Origin of the sequence: Micrococcus sp. CH7 (assembly GCF_001595485.1) — a bacterium.
Lineage (GTDB): Bacteria > Actinomycetota > Actinomycetes > Actinomycetales > Micrococcaceae > Micrococcus > Micrococcus luteus.
Map to the genome: position 1 here is coordinate 109,873 of NZ_LOSQ01000021.1, position 14,530 is coordinate 124,402.

The 14,530-nt window shown below is 74.8% G+C and carries 13 protein-coding genes; 5 read left to right on the top strand and 8 right to left on the bottom strand.

The features are described 5' to 3' along the window. Window positions 1-36 precede the first annotated feature (36 nt). Together AUV08_RS06215 and AUV08_RS06220 are read left to right on the top strand one after the other, a co-directional pair. Window positions 37-687, top strand: coding sequence for a hypothetical protein (locus AUV08_RS06215; protein WP_061867285.1), 651 nt, complete (start codon window positions 37-39; stop codon window positions 685-687). 191 nt (window positions 688-878) lie between these two features. Then, the gene (locus tag AUV08_RS06220; RefSeq protein ID WP_002854519.1) at window positions 879-1,124 is read left to right on the top strand and encodes a superinfection immunity protein; all 246 of its coding nucleotides are present in this window, start codon (window positions 879-881) and stop codon (window positions 1,122-1,124) included. Between the two features lie 16 nt (window positions 1,125-1,140). Here the strand turns inward: AUV08_RS06220 and AUV08_RS06225 are convergent, their stop codons facing one another. Beyond that, on the bottom strand, window positions 1,141-1,689 hold the full coding sequence (locus AUV08_RS06225) for a hypothetical protein (RefSeq protein WP_061867284.1): 549 nt from the start codon (window positions 1,687-1,689) through the stop codon (window positions 1,141-1,143). A 59-nt stretch (window positions 1,690-1,748) separates the two neighbouring features. Beyond that, window positions 1,749-3,854 (bottom strand): NADPH-dependent 2,4-dienoyl-CoA reductase, encoded by a 2,106-nt coding sequence (locus tag AUV08_RS06230; RefSeq protein WP_061867283.1) that lies wholly within the window; start codon window positions 3,852-3,854, stop codon window positions 1,749-1,751. 149 nt (window positions 3,855-4,003) lie between these two features. Here AUV08_RS06230 and AUV08_RS06235 point away from each other — a divergent pair, with 149 nt between their 5' ends. The 3 genes from AUV08_RS06235 to AUV08_RS06245 all read left to right on the top strand — a co-directional run bounded on the left by AUV08_RS06235 (window position 4,004) and on the right by AUV08_RS06245 (window position 6,167). Continuing rightward, complete coding sequence (locus tag AUV08_RS06235) at window positions 4,004-4,480, top strand: NfeD family protein (protein ID WP_061867282.1); 477 nt, start codon at window positions 4,004-4,006, stop codon at window positions 4,478-4,480. A 61-nt stretch (window positions 4,481-4,541) separates the two neighbouring features. Continuing rightward, window positions 4,542-5,732: an SPFH domain-containing protein gene (locus AUV08_RS06240; protein WP_061867281.1), complete on the top strand. Its 1,191-nt coding sequence runs from the start codon at window positions 4,542-4,544 to the stop codon at window positions 5,730-5,732. A gap of 87 nt (window positions 5,733-5,819) precedes the next feature. Then, window positions 5,820-6,167, top strand: a complete 348-nt coding sequence (locus tag AUV08_RS06245) for an RNA polymerase-binding protein RbpA (protein WP_012750883.1) — start codon at window positions 5,820-5,822, stop codon at window positions 6,165-6,167. A gap of 76 nt (window positions 6,168-6,243) precedes the next feature. Here AUV08_RS06245 and AUV08_RS06250 read toward each other — a convergent pair whose 3' ends face one another. From AUV08_RS06250 to AUV08_RS06275, 6 genes are all read right to left on the bottom strand, one after another. After that, on the bottom strand, window positions 6,244-6,975 hold the full coding sequence (locus tag AUV08_RS06250) for a polyprenol monophosphomannose synthase (RefSeq protein ID WP_061867280.1): 732 nt from the start codon (window positions 6,973-6,975) through the stop codon (window positions 6,244-6,246). Window positions 6,976-7,065: 90 nt separating this feature from the next. Continuing rightward, complete coding sequence (locus AUV08_RS06255; protein WP_061867279.1) at window positions 7,066-8,160, bottom strand: hypothetical protein; 1,095 nt, start codon at window positions 8,158-8,160, stop codon at window positions 7,066-7,068. A gap of 19 nt (window positions 8,161-8,179) precedes the next feature. Beyond that, window positions 8,180-11,170: an RNA helicase gene (locus tag AUV08_RS06260; RefSeq protein WP_061867278.1), complete on the bottom strand. Its 2,991-nt coding sequence runs from the start codon at window positions 11,168-11,170 to the stop codon at window positions 8,180-8,182. 74 nt (window positions 11,171-11,244) lie between these two features. Then, window positions 11,245-12,102, bottom strand: coding sequence for a twin-arginine translocase subunit TatC (gene tatC, locus AUV08_RS06265; RefSeq protein ID WP_061873143.1), 858 nt, complete (start codon window positions 12,100-12,102; stop codon window positions 11,245-11,247). Window positions 12,103-12,122: 20 nt separating this feature from the next. Further along, the gene (locus AUV08_RS06270; RefSeq protein WP_002855080.1) at window positions 12,123-12,380 is read right to left on the bottom strand and encodes a twin-arginine translocase TatA/TatE family subunit; all 258 of its coding nucleotides are present in this window, start codon (window positions 12,378-12,380) and stop codon (window positions 12,123-12,125) included. 37 nt (window positions 12,381-12,417) lie between these two features. Then, on the bottom strand, window positions 12,418-14,526 hold the full coding sequence (locus tag AUV08_RS06275; protein ID WP_061867277.1) for a YafY family protein: 2,109 nt from the start codon (window positions 14,524-14,526) through the stop codon (window positions 12,418-12,420). Window positions 14,527-14,530 lie beyond the last annotated feature (4 nt).

Below are 14,530 nucleotides of genomic sequence, written 5' to 3' on the forward strand. Positions count from 1 at the left end.
ACAAGATGCCAATGTTGTCAGAGGTAGGCTCTCTGTATGGTGTTCGTGCATCTGGTGCCCATCCGACCGACCGCTGCCACGGCCGACGACGCCCGACGTCTGGCAGCGGTGCTGCTCGATGATCCTCACCCGGACGCGTCCGTAGCCGCGGCGGTGTGGCGTGGCGACGAAGGGAACCCCGACGCCGATGCAGCGCCGGGCGACGGCGAGCTGGCCGTCACTCTCGACGGCATGGCGGCGGGGGTGGGCCTGGCACTGTGGGCCGTGCGGTCTGGGTCCTGGGCGGTGCTGCTGGATACAGAGGGCAACTACGACAAGCAGTCAGCCTTGTCACATATCACAGCCGGGGAGCGGCGCCGCGCCCGGCGGGCACCGGGACGGCTGGTGCTGCCGCACGGACGACGCCCGGGCCGCGCCTCGGAGACCGGCCGAGAGGCTGATCTGCGCTGTGCAGAGGCCACCCTGCAGCTGGTCGCCACGGTGGAACGGCGCCGGTCCGCTGATCAGCACGCGGCGGGGCGGCTGGTCGAAGCCGGCGCCAGTCAGCGAGAGGCGGCGGCGGAGCTCGGGATCAGTCAGCAGGCCGTCCATTCCCGGTTGCGGCACGGGCTCTGGCACGAGAGCCGGACGGCGGTGGCGGCTGTCCTGCCGTTGCTGGAGCGGCTGTCCGCAGACCCGGGGGAGTGAACCCCGGCACGCGGTGTCGGTGCCGCCCGGCGCGACCTCCTGGGCCAGGTCCCGACGCGGCGCGTGCCGTGCAGGCGGCCTCCGAAGGGGAGGCGAAGAACGGGCTAGTTGACATAATGTACATTATCGGCGCACTGCGGAACGGTGGACAGGGCGCCCTCCGCGGCGGGTCTCGCGCGTAGCCTGGACCCATGACGATCATGACCGACCAGCGCGACCGCCCCCTGCACGCGACGATCGCCGTCGTCCTGGCCATCGCCACGGCGGGCTACCTGGCTCCGTGGGCCGTCGCCGCCGTCCGTGGCCGTTCCAACGTGTGGGCGGTGTTCTGGGTGAACCTGCTCACCGGGTGGACCGTCCTCGGCTGGTGCATCGCGCTGTACATGTCGCTCACCAGCCATCGTCGGCTGCGGTCCTGGGGTCCGCGCGGCCTCTGACCGCGCGGACCGCCCCTCAGGTAAGACGCGCGACGACGGCCCGCACGCCGTCTCCCTCGGCGACGAGGCACCGCGGGCCGTCGAGGTCCGCCTCGTCCGTCTCCGACAGCTCGACCGGCACCTCGAGCTCCCCCGTCGCATCGACGCCGATCACGCGGAGGGTGAGATCCGGGGCGCGCGTCTCGAGGTAGGTCCCGGACTCGTCGTGCATCTCGAGCCGGGCCTGCGGGATCTCGCCGCGCACGCCCGCCGCGAGGATGCGGCGCGCGTCCGGGTCGGTGGCGGCGTCCACGACCCAGCGGCGTCCCAGGACGGAGTGCTCCGCCTCGGCCACGACGTCCCCTTCGGCGGGTGCGTCGCCTCGGTAGGCGAACGCGGTCTGGTAGAGCCGGTCCCCCACGCGCACGAGCATCGACTCGACGCCGATCTCGCCGGTGGGATCGTCGAACCGGTACGAGCCGACCTTCTCGGCGGTCACGTCCTCGGGCAGTCCGTGCGCCACGAGGCGGCGGCGGATCCAGTCGGGCTTGTCCGGGTCCAGGCGTGCGGTGTAAATGAGAGCCATGCCCCGACCGTAGCCCTGACGTCGTCCGCCCGCGAGGGCCCGCCGGCCGGCGGCGCGGATCAGCCCTGCACGGCCCGCACGGCGTGGTCCATGGCCCGGTAGGCGTCGAGCTCGCGGGCTTCGGCCGCGCCACCGATTAGGCGCACCGCCTCCGGCGCGTAGCCCGCGGCCACCAGGTCCTCGACGAGATCCGTCTCGGACTCCTGCCCGGCGCACACGACGACGTCCGTCACATCCAGGGTCAGCGGCACGCGTGTCTCGGGGTCCTCCGGGGATGGCGCGGTCACGCGCAGGCCGTCGGGGCCGAGGCCCTCGTAGGTCACACCGGAGTGCAGGTGGACCCCGTGCCGCCGCAGCTCGGCGCGGTGCACCCAGCCGGTGGTGGGGCGCAGTCGCACGCCGATCGGTCCGGGGCTGCGCTGGAGCAGGTGGACCTCGCGTCCGGGGTCGGCCGCGGCCGGCTTCGCCAGCTGGCCCGGCGTCTCCGAGGTCAGTGCCACGCCCCAGCGGGCCCGCCAGTGCGCCTGCGTCTCGGGTGTCCCGTCCGGCCGTTCCGTGCCGGCCGCCAGGGCCTCGGCGACATCCACGCCCACGCCGCCGGCGCCGATCACCGCGACGCGCGGACCGACGTCGACGTGCCCCAGGACCACGTCGTCGTACGCATGGACGGCGGGCGCACCCGGCTCCCCCGCCCCGGGCAGATCGACGGACCGGGGCCGCACGCCGGTGGTGAGGAGCACCTCGTCGTAACCCGGCCGCCCGTCGTCGGTCAGGAGTGTCTGTGCGGACACCTCCTCCCCGGTGACGAGCGTCACCCCGGACGCCGCCGCGCGGGCCGCCAGGTGCTCCAGCGCGGGACCGAACTCCTCCTTGCCGGGGATGCGCCGGGCGAGCCGGAACTGCCCGCCGGGCTCGGCGTGCCGGTCGAACAGGGTGACCTCGTGCCCGAACCGGGCCGCACGCTCCGCGGCCGTCAGGCCCGCCGGCCCGGCACCGACCACGGCGATCCGGCGCCGGCGGCCGAGGGCCACCGGGACGGGCGCGGCGTACTCCGGCTCCGTCTCCCGCCCGGCGCGGGGGTTCATCAGGCACGAGACCTTGGCCCCGGTGAACACGTGGTCGAGGCAGGCCTGGTTGCAGGCGACGCACGGGGTCAGGGTCCGAGCGCGCGGGTCGCTGATCGCGGCCATCCACTCGGGGTCCGCCAGCAGGGGCCGGGCCAGCCCGACGAGCGCGGCGGCCCCGGACGTCAGCGCCTCCTCCGCCTCGGCGGGGGTGGTCAGCCGGTTGGAGGCGATCACCGGGATGTCGACGGCGGCGGTCAGGTCAGCCGAGGCGGCGAGGAACGCGGCGCGCGGCACGGAGGTCACGATGGTCGGCACGCGGGACTCGTGCCACCCGATGCCGGTCATCAGGACATCCGCTCCGGCGGCCTCGAAGGCCCGGGCGGTGTCCGCGATCTCCGCGCGCGTCTGCCCGTCGGGGACGAGGTCCGCCGCCGAGGTGCGCACCGAGAGCACGCCGCGCTCCCCCAGCGCCTCGCGCACGGCCGCGACCACCGCCACCGGGAACCGGCGTCGGCGCTCGGCGTCACCCCCGTACTCGTCCGACCGTCGGTTCGTCGCCGGGGCGAGGAACTGGTTGAGGAGGTAGCCCTCCGAGGCCATGATCTCCACGCCGTCGTATCCGGCCTCCAGGGCCAGCGTGGCCGCGCGTGCGAACGCGCTCACGGTCCGCTCGATGTCCGCGGTCGTCATCTCCCGGGGCGTGTGCCGGGAGATCGGGGCTCGCACCGCGGAGGCCGAGACCAGGTCGGGGCTGGGGGCGTAGCGCCCGGCGTGCAGCAGCTGGGCGAGGATCCTGCCCCCGGCTGCGTGGACGGCGTCCGTGACGACGCGATGGGCGCGCGCGTCCTCCTCGCTGGCGAGCATCCCCCCGCCCAGCGTCACCGTGCCCTCGGGGACGACCCCCAGGCCCCCGGTGACGATGAGTCCGACGCCGCCGCGTGCCCGCTCCGCGTAGAACGCCGCCAGCTGCGGCAGGTCGTCGTGCCGATCCTCCAGTCCCATGTGCATCGAGGCCATGACCACCCGGTTGGGCAGCGTGAGGGGGCCCAGAGTGATCGGCTGGAGCAGGGGCGAGACCGCGACGGGTGAAGATGTCATGCAGCTCACATTACCGGGCGGTAGCCCCCTCCTTCCAGGACCGCCTGGGGACAGGCTGTGTCCTGCGGCACTGCGTAGGGCAGGATGGGGATCACACGTCGACGCGCGGCAGACCCGACCGCGCACCCGACACGGAGGGGAGCGCACGCATGGAGTGGATCGAGGCGAACGCGGGCTGGCTGTGGCTGGTGCTGGCCGCCGGCCTGGCCGGCGTCGAGCTGCTGACCCTCGACCTCGTCTTCCTGATGATCGCCGCCGGGGCCGGCGCGGCGGGGGTGGTCGCGCTCGTGGGCGGCCCGCTGGCGCTCCAGCTCGCGGCGTTCGCCGCCGTCGCCCTGCTGATGCTCGCCGCCGTGCGCCCCGTCGCCCTGCGCCACCTGCGCAAGGACACCGGCGCCGGTGCCTCCTACCTGGACACGCTCCCGGGGCGTCGCGTCGCGGCCCAGGGCGCGATCACCGGCGACGCCGGCACGCTCGCCGTCGACGGCGACACCTGGTCCGCCCGCGTCGAGCCCGGGGCGCCCGACGTCGCCCCCGGCGACGAGGTGACCGTCCTGCGCATCGACGGGGCCACCCTGGTGGTCCGCCCGCTCCCCCGCATCGACTGGGAGGCGGACGGCGCCTGAGCCGCCCCACGTCCTCGTTCCGACCGCACCGACCGCACCGACCCCAGAAGAAGGGACCCCGATGGAAACCCTCATCGTCCTCGTCGTCCTCGCCGTCCTCGCGGCGGTGATCGTGGCCTCCTCGGTCAAGATCATCCCGCAGGCGCGGACGGCCAACATCGAACGCCTCGGCAAGTACAACCGCACGGCCGGCGCCGGGCTGACCCTGATCATCCCGTTCGTGGACCGCATGCTCCCGATGGTGGACATGCGCGAGCAGGTCGTCTCCTTCCCGCCCCAGCCGGTGATCACCGAGGACAACCTCGTCGTCTCCATCGACACGGTCGTCTACTTCCAGGTCACGGACGCCAAGGCCGCGACCTATGAGATCGCCAACTACATCCACGCGGTGGAGCAGCTCACCACCACCACCCTGCGCAACGTCGTGGGCGGCATGAACCTCGAGGAGGCGCTGACCTCTCGCGACTCCATCAACTCCCAGCTGCGCGGCGTGCTGGACGACGCCACCACGCGCTGGGGCCTGCGGGTCTCGCGGGTGGAGCTCAAGGCCATCGACCCGCCCATGTCCATCCAGGACTCGATGGAGAAGCAGATGCGCGCCGAGCGCGACCGCCGCGCCGCCATCCTCACCGCCGAGGGCACGAAGCAGGCCGCCATCCTCACGGCCGAGGGCGAGCGCCAGTCCCAGATCCTCTCCGCCGAGGGCGAGGCTCAGGCCCGCGTGCTGCGCGCCAACGCCGAGGCGGAGGCGATCGAGGTGGTCTTCGACGCCATCCACTCCGGCGGCGCCGACTCCGAGGTCCTGGCCTACCAGTACCTGCAGTCCCTGCCCAAGATCGCCGACGGCCAGGCCAACACCATGTTCGTGGTCCCCGCCGAGCTCACCCGCGCCCTGCAGGGCCTCGGTGAGGCGTTCGCCCCCGGCGACGGCGACCGCCCCGCCCCGGAGCACGCACCCCGGCGTCGGGACTCCGGGGACCGCGCGGGCGAGTCGGGAGCCGAGCACGCCGGCGTCACCCCGGAGCGCGCGCGGCGGCCGCGTGGGTCCCGGCCCACCACCGCGGACGCCCTGCGCGCCAGCGGCGTCATGGACGCGATGACCGCCGGCGCGGTGACGGCGGAGGACATGCCGCAGACCTCGCTCGACGAGGCCCTGGCCACCCCGCAGGAGATCGAGCCCGACCCGTCGGCCGGCCGCACCCCCGGCACCCGCCCGGCCGGCGAGGCGGACGGGAATGCTGTGGGACACTGAATGGTTCCATCAGTGAGGACGACCCGCCGCGCCTCGATCGGCCCGCGCCCCCGCGCGGGCCTCGGCGCGGCCTGACGAGGAGGAAACGTGAGCGATCGCAGCCTGCGGGGCATGCGCCTGGGCGCGCAGTCCCTGGAGTCCGAGGCCGGCGTCGAGCCCGCCGCCCGGCAGCGGGTGGAGTACCGCACGGAGGACGGCGAGCAGGTGTTCGTGACCTTCTCCGTGGAGGCGGACGTGCCGGCCACCTGGACCTCGAAGACCGGCAAGGAGGCGTTCCTCGTCAGCGGCGAGAAGCCGGCTGAGACCGAGGGCAAGCCCGTGCGCACCCACTGGGACATGCTGCGCGAGCGCCGCAGCCTCGAGGAGCTGGAGGAGACCTACAAGATCCAGCTCAACAAGCTGCGCGCCAGCCGCGGCGAGGACGTCGACGCCTGACCCGCCGCTCCCCCATGCATGACGGGGCCGGATCCGCCATGGATCCGGCCCCGTCGTCGTTCGGGGGCTGTGCGCCTCAGAGGCCGAGGCGGGCGCGCAGGCCCTCCCAGCGCGCGGCCAGGCCCCACCGGGTCACGTTGACCACGGCCTCGCCGATGATGCCGCCGCTCATCTTGGACTCGCCGAGCTCACGCTCCACGAACGTGATCGGGACCTCGACGATCCGCTTGCCGAGGCGGGCCGTGCGGAAGGTCATGTCCACCTGGAACCCGTAGCCCTTGGACTCGATCGCGTCCAGGTCGATCGCACGGAGCGTGTCGGCCCGGTAGGCGCGGTAGCCCGCCGTGATGTCCGTCAGGTCGAGGCCGAGCATGATCCGCGGGTACAGGGACCCGGCCCACGAGATCATCTTGCGGGAGGTCGGCCAGTTCACCATCTTGCCGCCCGGCACGCGGCGCGAGCCGATCACCAGGTCCGCGGTGCGGACGGCCTCCAGCAGGCGCGGCAGCTGCTCGGGCTGGTGCGAGCCGTCCGCGTCCATCTCGACCAGGACGTCGTAGCCGCGCTCCAGGCCCCAGCGGAACCCGGCGATGTAGGCGCCGCCCAGGCCGTCCTTGGTGGTGCGGTGCAGCACGTGCACGGAGGGGTCCTCGGCGGCGCGGGCGTCGGCCCAGTCGCCGGTGCCGTCCGGGGAGGCGTCGTCCACCACGAGAACGTCGGACTCCGGGACGGCGTCACGGAGTCGGCCGAGGGTCAGCGGCAGCGACTCGATCTCGTTGTACGTGGGGATGATGGTCAGCACGCGCATGTGCGGTTCTCGCCTTCCGGCCGGGGTCGTGGGGGCGGCCCGCCGGTCGGACGGGCCATCGCATCCGTTCGAGTATAGGAAGCGGAGGTCTCAGGCCGGCGTCGCGCCATCGCGCGCGTCGCGGGCCACGTCCTCCGCGGCGATCCGGCCGTCCACCCAGGTGGCCCGCCAGCGGGGCAGGGCGGTCTCGGCGTCGAGGGCCGGCAGCAGCGGCGTGCCGGCCCGGGTGTCCGTGCTCCATGCCGCCACCCGGCCGTCCGGCGACTGCACGGCCACCGCGTCCGCGTCCCAGACGCCGAACACGGCCGGGGCCGACACGCTCAGGCGCGGGGCGACGGACAGGCCTGCCGCCGGAGCGTCGGGCAGCGCGCGCAGCGGGGTGCGGGTCGCGGCGGCGAAGGCGGAGCGGGCGGAGATGCGCTCGTCCGGGTCGGGGTGGGACAGCGCCGACCGGACGGCGGCCCACGGGTCCCCGGCCGGGCCGGCGCCCAGGCACACGGAGACGGCGTCGGCCAGCAGGCTCGCCACCGGGGCGTGCAGCACGCCGTCCGCGTCGGGGACGACGGTGGCGCTGACTCCGGCGGCGGCCAGGAAGGCGCGGTCCACGGCGGTGACGGAGTGGGTGACCACGAGCCGATGGCGCACGCGGCCCAGGGCGGCGGTGCCGAGTTCCTCCGCGACCGAGCGCAGGGCGGTCAGGGCCACGTCCTGGGCGGCGGGCCCGGCGTCCGCACCGCCGTCGGGGACGAGGTAGGCCTGCTCCCCCGCCTGGGTCGAGGCCGTCAGGAGACCGGCGAGCGTGGCGGGGTCGGTGTCGGCCCCGACGGGCAGCCACACCCCGGCCGCCTCGGCGTCCACGCGGTCCGCGTGCCGGTAGACGACGGTCTGGACGTCCTCGTCGGCGGGCGCGGCGCCCGTGTCCTCGGGCCCGGCCAGGACCGTCACGACGGCGGTGCCGCGGCTCAGCGCGTCCCGCGCGTCCGCGGGCCGGGCCAGCGGCTCGACGAACACGGGCACGACGACGGCGCCGTCGAGGTCCCGCCGTTCGTCACCCGGGTCGGCCACGCGGTCCGCGGAGTCGTCCGCGCCGAGCCAGGCGATCACCCCGTCCCGGACCAGCAGCGCCTGTGCGTACGGGTCCGTCGTCGAGTGGATGATGCCGTGGGTCAACAGGTGTGCGCTCACCCGCCCACCCTAGCCCGTGTCAGTCCTCGTCCGCGCGGGGCGCCGAGGCCGCCGGCAGCGAGGTGGCCACGACGCCGCGGGAGACGAGGTCCGCGGCCCGGCGGCAGGCCCGGCTGCGACGGGCGTCCCCGGGGACGTTGGCCAGCTGGTCCAGCACGTCGATGACCTGCCGCGCCCAGCGGACGAAGTCGCCCGCGGCGAGGTCCGCGCCCTCGAGGGTGCGGCGCAGGGTGGCCCCCCGCACCCAGCGATGCATGGGCGCCACCAGGCCGGGGTCCGTCCGGGGCGTGGGCTCGAGCCGTGCCTGGGCCTCGTCCGTGCGCAGGCGCTCCTCGATGCGCTCGGCGGCCTCCGCGACGCGTCCGAGCCGGGGGGTCGGCATCGGGACCAGTCCGGGCTCGGTCTCCCCCTTGCCCTGGTACACGAGCAGCGCGGCGACGGCGGCCCACTCCTCCGGCGTCAGGCCGTCCGTGGCCGGATCCTGCAGCACCAGGGAGGTGAACAGGTCCCGCTCGCCGTAGATCCGGCGCAGGGCCTCGCCGCGCTCCGTGAGCGCCGCACGGGGCGAGGACGCGTCCTCCTGGACGTAGCCGTAGGCGCGCAGCAGAGCGACCACGCGGTCGAACGTGCGGGCGATGGTGTTGGTGCGGCCCGCGATGCGCTCCCGCAGGACGAAGACCTCCCGCCGCATGGCCCACCAGCGGTCGCCCCAGCGGGCGTGCTCCTCGCGGTCCTGGCAGCCGTGGCACGGGTGGCGGCGCAGCGCCCGGCGCAGCTCCTCGACCCGGGGCGCGGCCGGGTCCTCCCGGAGGCGGAAGCCCGCCGTGCGGCGGCCTCCGGCGGGCGGGCGGCCCGTGCGCACGGCCTCGCGCATGAGGGCGGCGACGTCCTTGCGCTGCGTGGGCGTCTTCACCTGCACCACCTGGGGCAGGGCGGCGCCCGCCACCGGCTCGACCGGCCCGGCGACGTCGTCCACCGTGATGCGGCGCAGCTGCGCCTTGTCCGTGACGACGCCGACGCGCGGGTTCTGGGGGTTGCCGGCGGGGAACACGACGACGGCCCGTCCGAGCGAGCGGCCGGCGTCGAGTTCGACGACGTCCCCGACCGCGAGGTTCGCGAGCGAGTCCTTCACGGCTGCCAGGTGGGCTCGACGGCGCCCCTGCGAGCCGGACTTCTCCGCGGCAGCGAGCTCCTTGCGCAGGGTGAGGTATTCGGCGAAGTCGCCGAGGTGACACTGCATGGCCTCCTCGTACTTCTCGAGGCTGGCCTGCTTCGAGCGGACTTCGCGGGCCAGCCCCACCACGGAGCGGTCCGCCTGGAACTGGGCGAACGAGGACTCGAGGATGCCCCGCGCCCGCTCCGCGCCGACCTGCGCCAGCAGGTTCGCGGACATGTTGTAGGTGGGCCGGAACGAGGAGCGCAGCGGGTAGGTGCGGCGCGAGGCCAGGCCCGCGACGGCGGCCGGGTCCAGCCCGGGACGCCACATCACCACGGCGTGGCCCTCGACGTCGATGCCGCGGCGGCCCGCCCGGCCCGTCAGCTGGGTGTACTCCCCCGGCGTGATGTCGACGTGGTTCTCGCCGTTGAACTTGACCAGCTTCTCGATCACCACGGAGCGGGCCGGCATGTTGATGCCGAGGGCGAGGGTCTCCGTGGCGAACACGGCCTTGAGCGCGCCGGCGGCGAACAGGTCCTCGACGGCCTCCTTGAACGGGGGCAGCATGCCGGCGTGGTGGGCCGCGAAGCCCCGGGACAGGCCGTCCCGCCACGCCCAGAACCCGAGGATCTCCAGGTCCTCGACGGGCAGCAGACGCGCCGCCTCCTCGACCCGCTCGGCCACGAGCGCCTTCTCCCGCGCCGTGGTGAGGTCGAGCCCGGCCCGGAGGCACTGTTCCACGGCGGCGTCGCAGCCGGTCCGGGAGAAGATGAAGGTGATGCACGGCAGCAGCCCGTCGCGGTCGAGGGCCCGGATCATCTCCGGGCGCGACGTGGACAGCCGCGGTCCGCGCCGCTGGCCGCCGTCGTGACCGCCCGGCCGACCGGAGACCGGCCGCTCCCGGTCCAGCGCGGAGGAGCCGGTCCGGCCTCGGCCGCCGTCGCGACCCGTGCGCCGACCGCCCCTGGCCCGCCCCTTCGGGACGCCCCCGCGCCCGTCGCGGTGCTGCTGCCGCCCGGGGCGCCCCCAGTCGGCGCGCTGGAACCGGCGCTCGGCCTCCTCCCCCAGGCGCTTGAGCTCGGGGTTGAGCAGGGCCTCCCCGTCCCGGTCCGCGGTGTCCTCGAAGGCGATGTCCTCGGCGAACAGGTCGTAGAGCCGGCCCCCGGCCATGACGTGCTGCCACAGCGGCACCGGCCGGTGTTCGGAGACGATCACGGTGGTGGCGCCCCGGACCGTGTCGAGCCAGGCGCCGAACTCCTCGGCGTTGGACACCGTGGCGGACAGGGAGATCAGCTGCACGTGCTCGGGCAGGTGGATGATGACCTCCTCCCACACCGGGCCCCGGAACCGGTCGGCGAGGTAGTGGACCTCGTCCATGACGACGAAGCCGAGGTCGATGAGGGTGTCCGACTGCGCGTACAGCATGTTGCGCAGCACCTCGGTGGTCATCACGACGACGGGCGCGTCCGGATTGATGGAGGTGTCCCCCGTGAGCAGGCCGACGTTCTCCGCGCCGTGCACGCGGGCGAGGTCCGCGTGCTTCTGGTTGCTGAGGGCCTTGATGGGGGTGGTGTAGAACGCCTTCGTGCCGCGGGCCAGGGCCAGATGGACGGCGAACTCGCCGACCACTGTCTTTCCGGCGCCGGTGGGCGCCGCGACGAGGACGCCGTGGCCGTCCTCGACCTCGGCGCACGCGCGGCGCTGGAAGTCGTCGAGGGGGAAGCCCACGCGTGCGGCGAACCGGCCGAGCTCGGAGCCGGCGTGGTGCCGGGCCGCCCGGGCACGGGCGTAGCGCTCCGCCGGGCTCAGCTCGGGCTCGTCGTGCGGGGTCGCGGACGCGGGATGGTGGGCCATGGCCCCACCCTACTGGCGGGTCCGGACACCGTCGTGCTCGTGCGTCCGGGCGCGAGGGCTGCGGCGGGCGCCGCTCAGATCTGATCGAGCGGCTTCGGGCCTGCGGCGAGCTCCGCCTCGACGTCCATCTCGCGCTGGCCCTGCCGACGGTCGCGACGCCGGTCGCCCCACAGGCACAGGACGATGGCCACGCCGAAGAGGACGACGAGCGGGATCGCCATGTAGAACATGGAGATGGCGTCCGCACCGGGGGCGGCGATCGCGGCGATCAGCATGATCACGAAGACGGTGATGCGCCAGTGGTGGACGATCGTGCGGCCCGGCAGGATGCCGAGCATGTTCAGTCCCACCAGCAGCACCGGCAGCACCATGGCCACGCCGAACGCGAGGTAGAGACGCGTGACGAAGCTGATGTACACCGACGCCGTCGGGAGGTTCGCGCCGCCCTCGGGAGTGAAGCCCACGAAGAACTGGACGGCCTGCGGCATCACGAGCCACCCCAGCGCGATGCCGAAGATGAACAGGGGCACGGCCGCGGCGATGAAGCCCAGGGCGTACTTCTTCTCGGCCTTCTTCAGACCCGGCACGATGAATGCCCAGATCTGGTAGAGCCAGACCGGGCTGGACAGGATGAGCCCGATGAACAGGCTGACCTTGAGCATGAGGTCGAACGGCGAGGCCACCGTGTCATAGGCGACGGCCGCCGTGTGTCCCTGGCTGGCGATCTCCTTGACCGGGCGGAACAGCTCCGCCATGACCGGCTGGTAGACGAGGAAGCCGACCACCATGCCGACCGCGACGGCGAGTCCCGACTTCAGCAGTCGGTTGCGCAGCTCCGTGAGGTGCTCGCGCAGCGGCATCTCGCCGGTGGGGTTGTCCCGCCGCTTCCGGCGGCGCCGGGTGCGGCGGGCGACCTCGTCGACCTCGGTCATCGGGTGGGGGTCCTTCCGGCTCAGCGCGGGTCGCGCGGGTCGGTCTCGTCACGCTCGACGACGCGGCCCTCGACCGGCTCGTCCGCGGCGGTGGAGCCGGCGCCGGAGCGCTCGTCCGTGGTGCCCTTGCCCTCGGTGCGCATCTGCTTCACCTCGGAGGAGAAGATGCGCATCGACTGGCCGAGGTTGCGGGCCATCGCGGGCAGCTTCGGCGCCGCGAAGAGCAGGATCGCGAGCAGGATGATGATGACGAGCTGCCAGCCCTGGAGTCCAGCCATGATGAGGGGTCCTTTCGATGGGGTTCCGGGGTCAAGGCTACCGCGCCGGCAGGGCCGCGAGGGCATCGCCCAGCGCGTCCGCCACGGACGTCCGGAGGTCGGCGGGGGCCAGCACCTGGACGGCTCCGCCGTGGCGTCCGACCAGCGCGGCGGCCACGCCGGCGTCGGTCAGATGCACCCGGGTGAGCCGGTCGCCGTCGGGCAGGTCGGCCTGGGCGTCCGGGCGGTAGCCGGCGGCCGCGTCGCGGACGGGATGGGCCCAGCGCAGCAGCACGGGCACCCCCGCGGCGTCGTCGGGGTGGACCCGCCAGCGTGCGGGCCGGGCCCGGGGCGCGAACGTCTCCCCCGTGGGTGCGGGCGCGCTGATCCGGTCCACCCGGAACACCCGGTGGTCCTCGGCGCGACGACACCACGCCTGCAGGTAGAGGCGCGCCCCGTCCTGCACCAGGGCCAGCGGCTCCACGTCCCGCTCGGTGAGGGCGTCGGCATGCACGGAGCGGTAGGTCAGGTGGACGACGGTCCGCTCCGCCACGGCGGCCAGCAGGGTGCGCACCGTCGCGGGGTCCACGGCCACGTCCCAGTGGGCGGCGACGGCGACCGGGGGCTCGCCGGCGGTGTGCGCCTCGGCCTCCCGGAGCGCGGCGTCGTCCGCGTCGTCCGCGTCGTCCGCGTCCGGGGCCCCCGCGTCCAGGACCGCGGCGCGGATCCGGCGCTGAGCGGAGCGGGCGGCCTCGCGGTCGGCCTCGTCCAGCACCGGCAGGTCCGCGACCGTCTGCAGGGCGGCGACGAGGCTGTGCGCCTCGGGGCGCGTCAGCCGCACGGGACCGGCCAGGTCGGCGGCGCGCTCCACGTGGACGCGGCCGGCCACCTCCGCCACCTCGAACTGGAAGCCGGGGAAGTCGCGCTCGGGCATGCCGCAGTAGCGCAGCGTCTCGAGGTCGGCGTCGAGGCGCTCGTCGGTGATGCCGAGGCGGGCGCGCAGCTCCGCCCGGTCCACCCCACCGGCCCGGTTGGCCAGCCCCACGATGTCCAGCAGGCGGCCCACGAGGTCCTCGCTCGAGTCGCGGGCGCGGCGCCGGACGGGCGCGGCGAGCGCCACCTCGAGCAGGGCCGGGTCGGCGGGACCGGCGTGGGTCTCCGCCGCGGCGGCCAGGCCCGCGCGGACGCGGTCGGTCAGGTCCGGGTGCGCGGCCGAGGGCACGGCCCGGCCCAGCAGGCCGCCGATCTCCGCGGCGAGGCCGTCCTCGCGCGGCCCGGCGGGGGCCTCCCAGAGCTCCCAGTCGGGTCCCGGTGCGGCGCCGTCCTCGACGCGGGGCTCGGCCGGCTCACCGACCGCGCGGACGCCCTGACCCCGGCCGGGCGCGAGCCACACCCGGACCCGCTCGGCGTCGGCCTGCCCGGCCAGGCGCGCCACGAGGCCGGCGTGGTCGTGGTCCTCGGGACGGCCGGGGGCGTCCGTCGCCCGCTCGACGCGGCGCGGCTCCCCCTCCATCCGGGTGAGCCGGAAGCTGCGCTCGGCGCCGCGGTCGAGGTCCCAGCCGGTGAGGTACCAGCGGCCGCGCACGAGGGTGAGGAACCAGGCCCGCACGGTGCGCCGGGTGGCCCGCCCCCGCGCGTCGCGGTAGGGGAAGCGCAGCACGGCCTCGTCGGCCACGGCCTGGGTGAGGGCCTCGAGCCGGGGGTCGGCCCGGGGCATGAGGGTGTGGTACCCGGCCAGCTCGTCATCGCCCGTGAGGTCGGTGGCCGGCTGGAACAGCAGGCCCACGGCGCGGACGACGTCGGCGCGCAGCGGCGAGTCGCCCCACAGGCGCCGCGCCCGCACGAGGGCGCGGCGCTCGTCCACGGTCAGGTCGAGGTCGCGCAGCAGCAGCGCGTCGCGGACGACGCGGTGCCGCACCCCCGCCTCGCCCTCGTCGAAGCCCGCGGGTTCGAGCGTCTCCAGCGGGACCCCCACGGCGCGCAGCACGCGGCGGTCCCGCTGGAAGAGCTTCTCGAAGGCGGTGTCCGTGAGCCCCTCATAGCCGACGACCTGCCGTCGGATCCGGTCACGCTCGAGGCCATGCGGCGCCGAGAGCAGCAGCCACAGCAGCGAGATGATGCGCTCGGCGGCCTCGTCGCCGGCGCGCCGCGGGGTGGGTGGGGTCACGGGG

Excerpts from the sequence above, each read along its gene's own strand:
- AUV08_RS06215 (WP_061867285.1), top strand. The coding sequence starts at position 37 with ATGGTGTTCGTGCATCTGGTGCCCATCCGACCGACCGCTGCCACGGCC.
- AUV08_RS06220 (WP_002854519.1), top strand. The coding sequence starts at position 879 with ATGACGATCATGACCGACCAGCGCGACCGCCCCCTGCACGCGACGATC.
- AUV08_RS06225 (WP_061867284.1), bottom strand. The coding sequence starts at position 1,689 with ATGGCTCTCATTTACACCGCACGCCTGGACCCGGACAAGCCCGACTGG.
- AUV08_RS06230 (WP_061867283.1), bottom strand. The coding sequence starts at position 3,854 with ATGACATCTTCACCCGTCGCGGTCTCGCCCCTGCTCCAGCCGATCACT.
- AUV08_RS06235 (WP_061867282.1), top strand. The coding sequence starts at position 4,004 with ATGGAGTGGATCGAGGCGAACGCGGGCTGGCTGTGGCTGGTGCTGGCC.
- AUV08_RS06240 (WP_061867281.1), top strand. The coding sequence starts at position 4,542 with ATGGAAACCCTCATCGTCCTCGTCGTCCTCGCCGTCCTCGCGGCGGTG.
- AUV08_RS06250 (WP_061867280.1), bottom strand. The coding sequence starts at position 6,975 with ATGCGCGTGCTGACCATCATCCCCACGTACAACGAGATCGAGTCGCTG.
- AUV08_RS06260 (WP_061867278.1), bottom strand. The coding sequence starts at position 11,170 with ATGGCCCACCATCCCGCGTCCGCGACCCCGCACGACGAGCCCGAGCTG.
- tatC (WP_061873143.1), bottom strand. The coding sequence starts at position 12,102 with ATGACCGAGGTCGACGAGGTCGCCCGCCGCACCCGGCGCCGCCGGAAG.
- AUV08_RS06270 (WP_002855080.1), bottom strand. The coding sequence starts at position 12,380 with ATGGCTGGACTCCAGGGCTGGCAGCTCGTCATCATCATCCTGCTCGCG.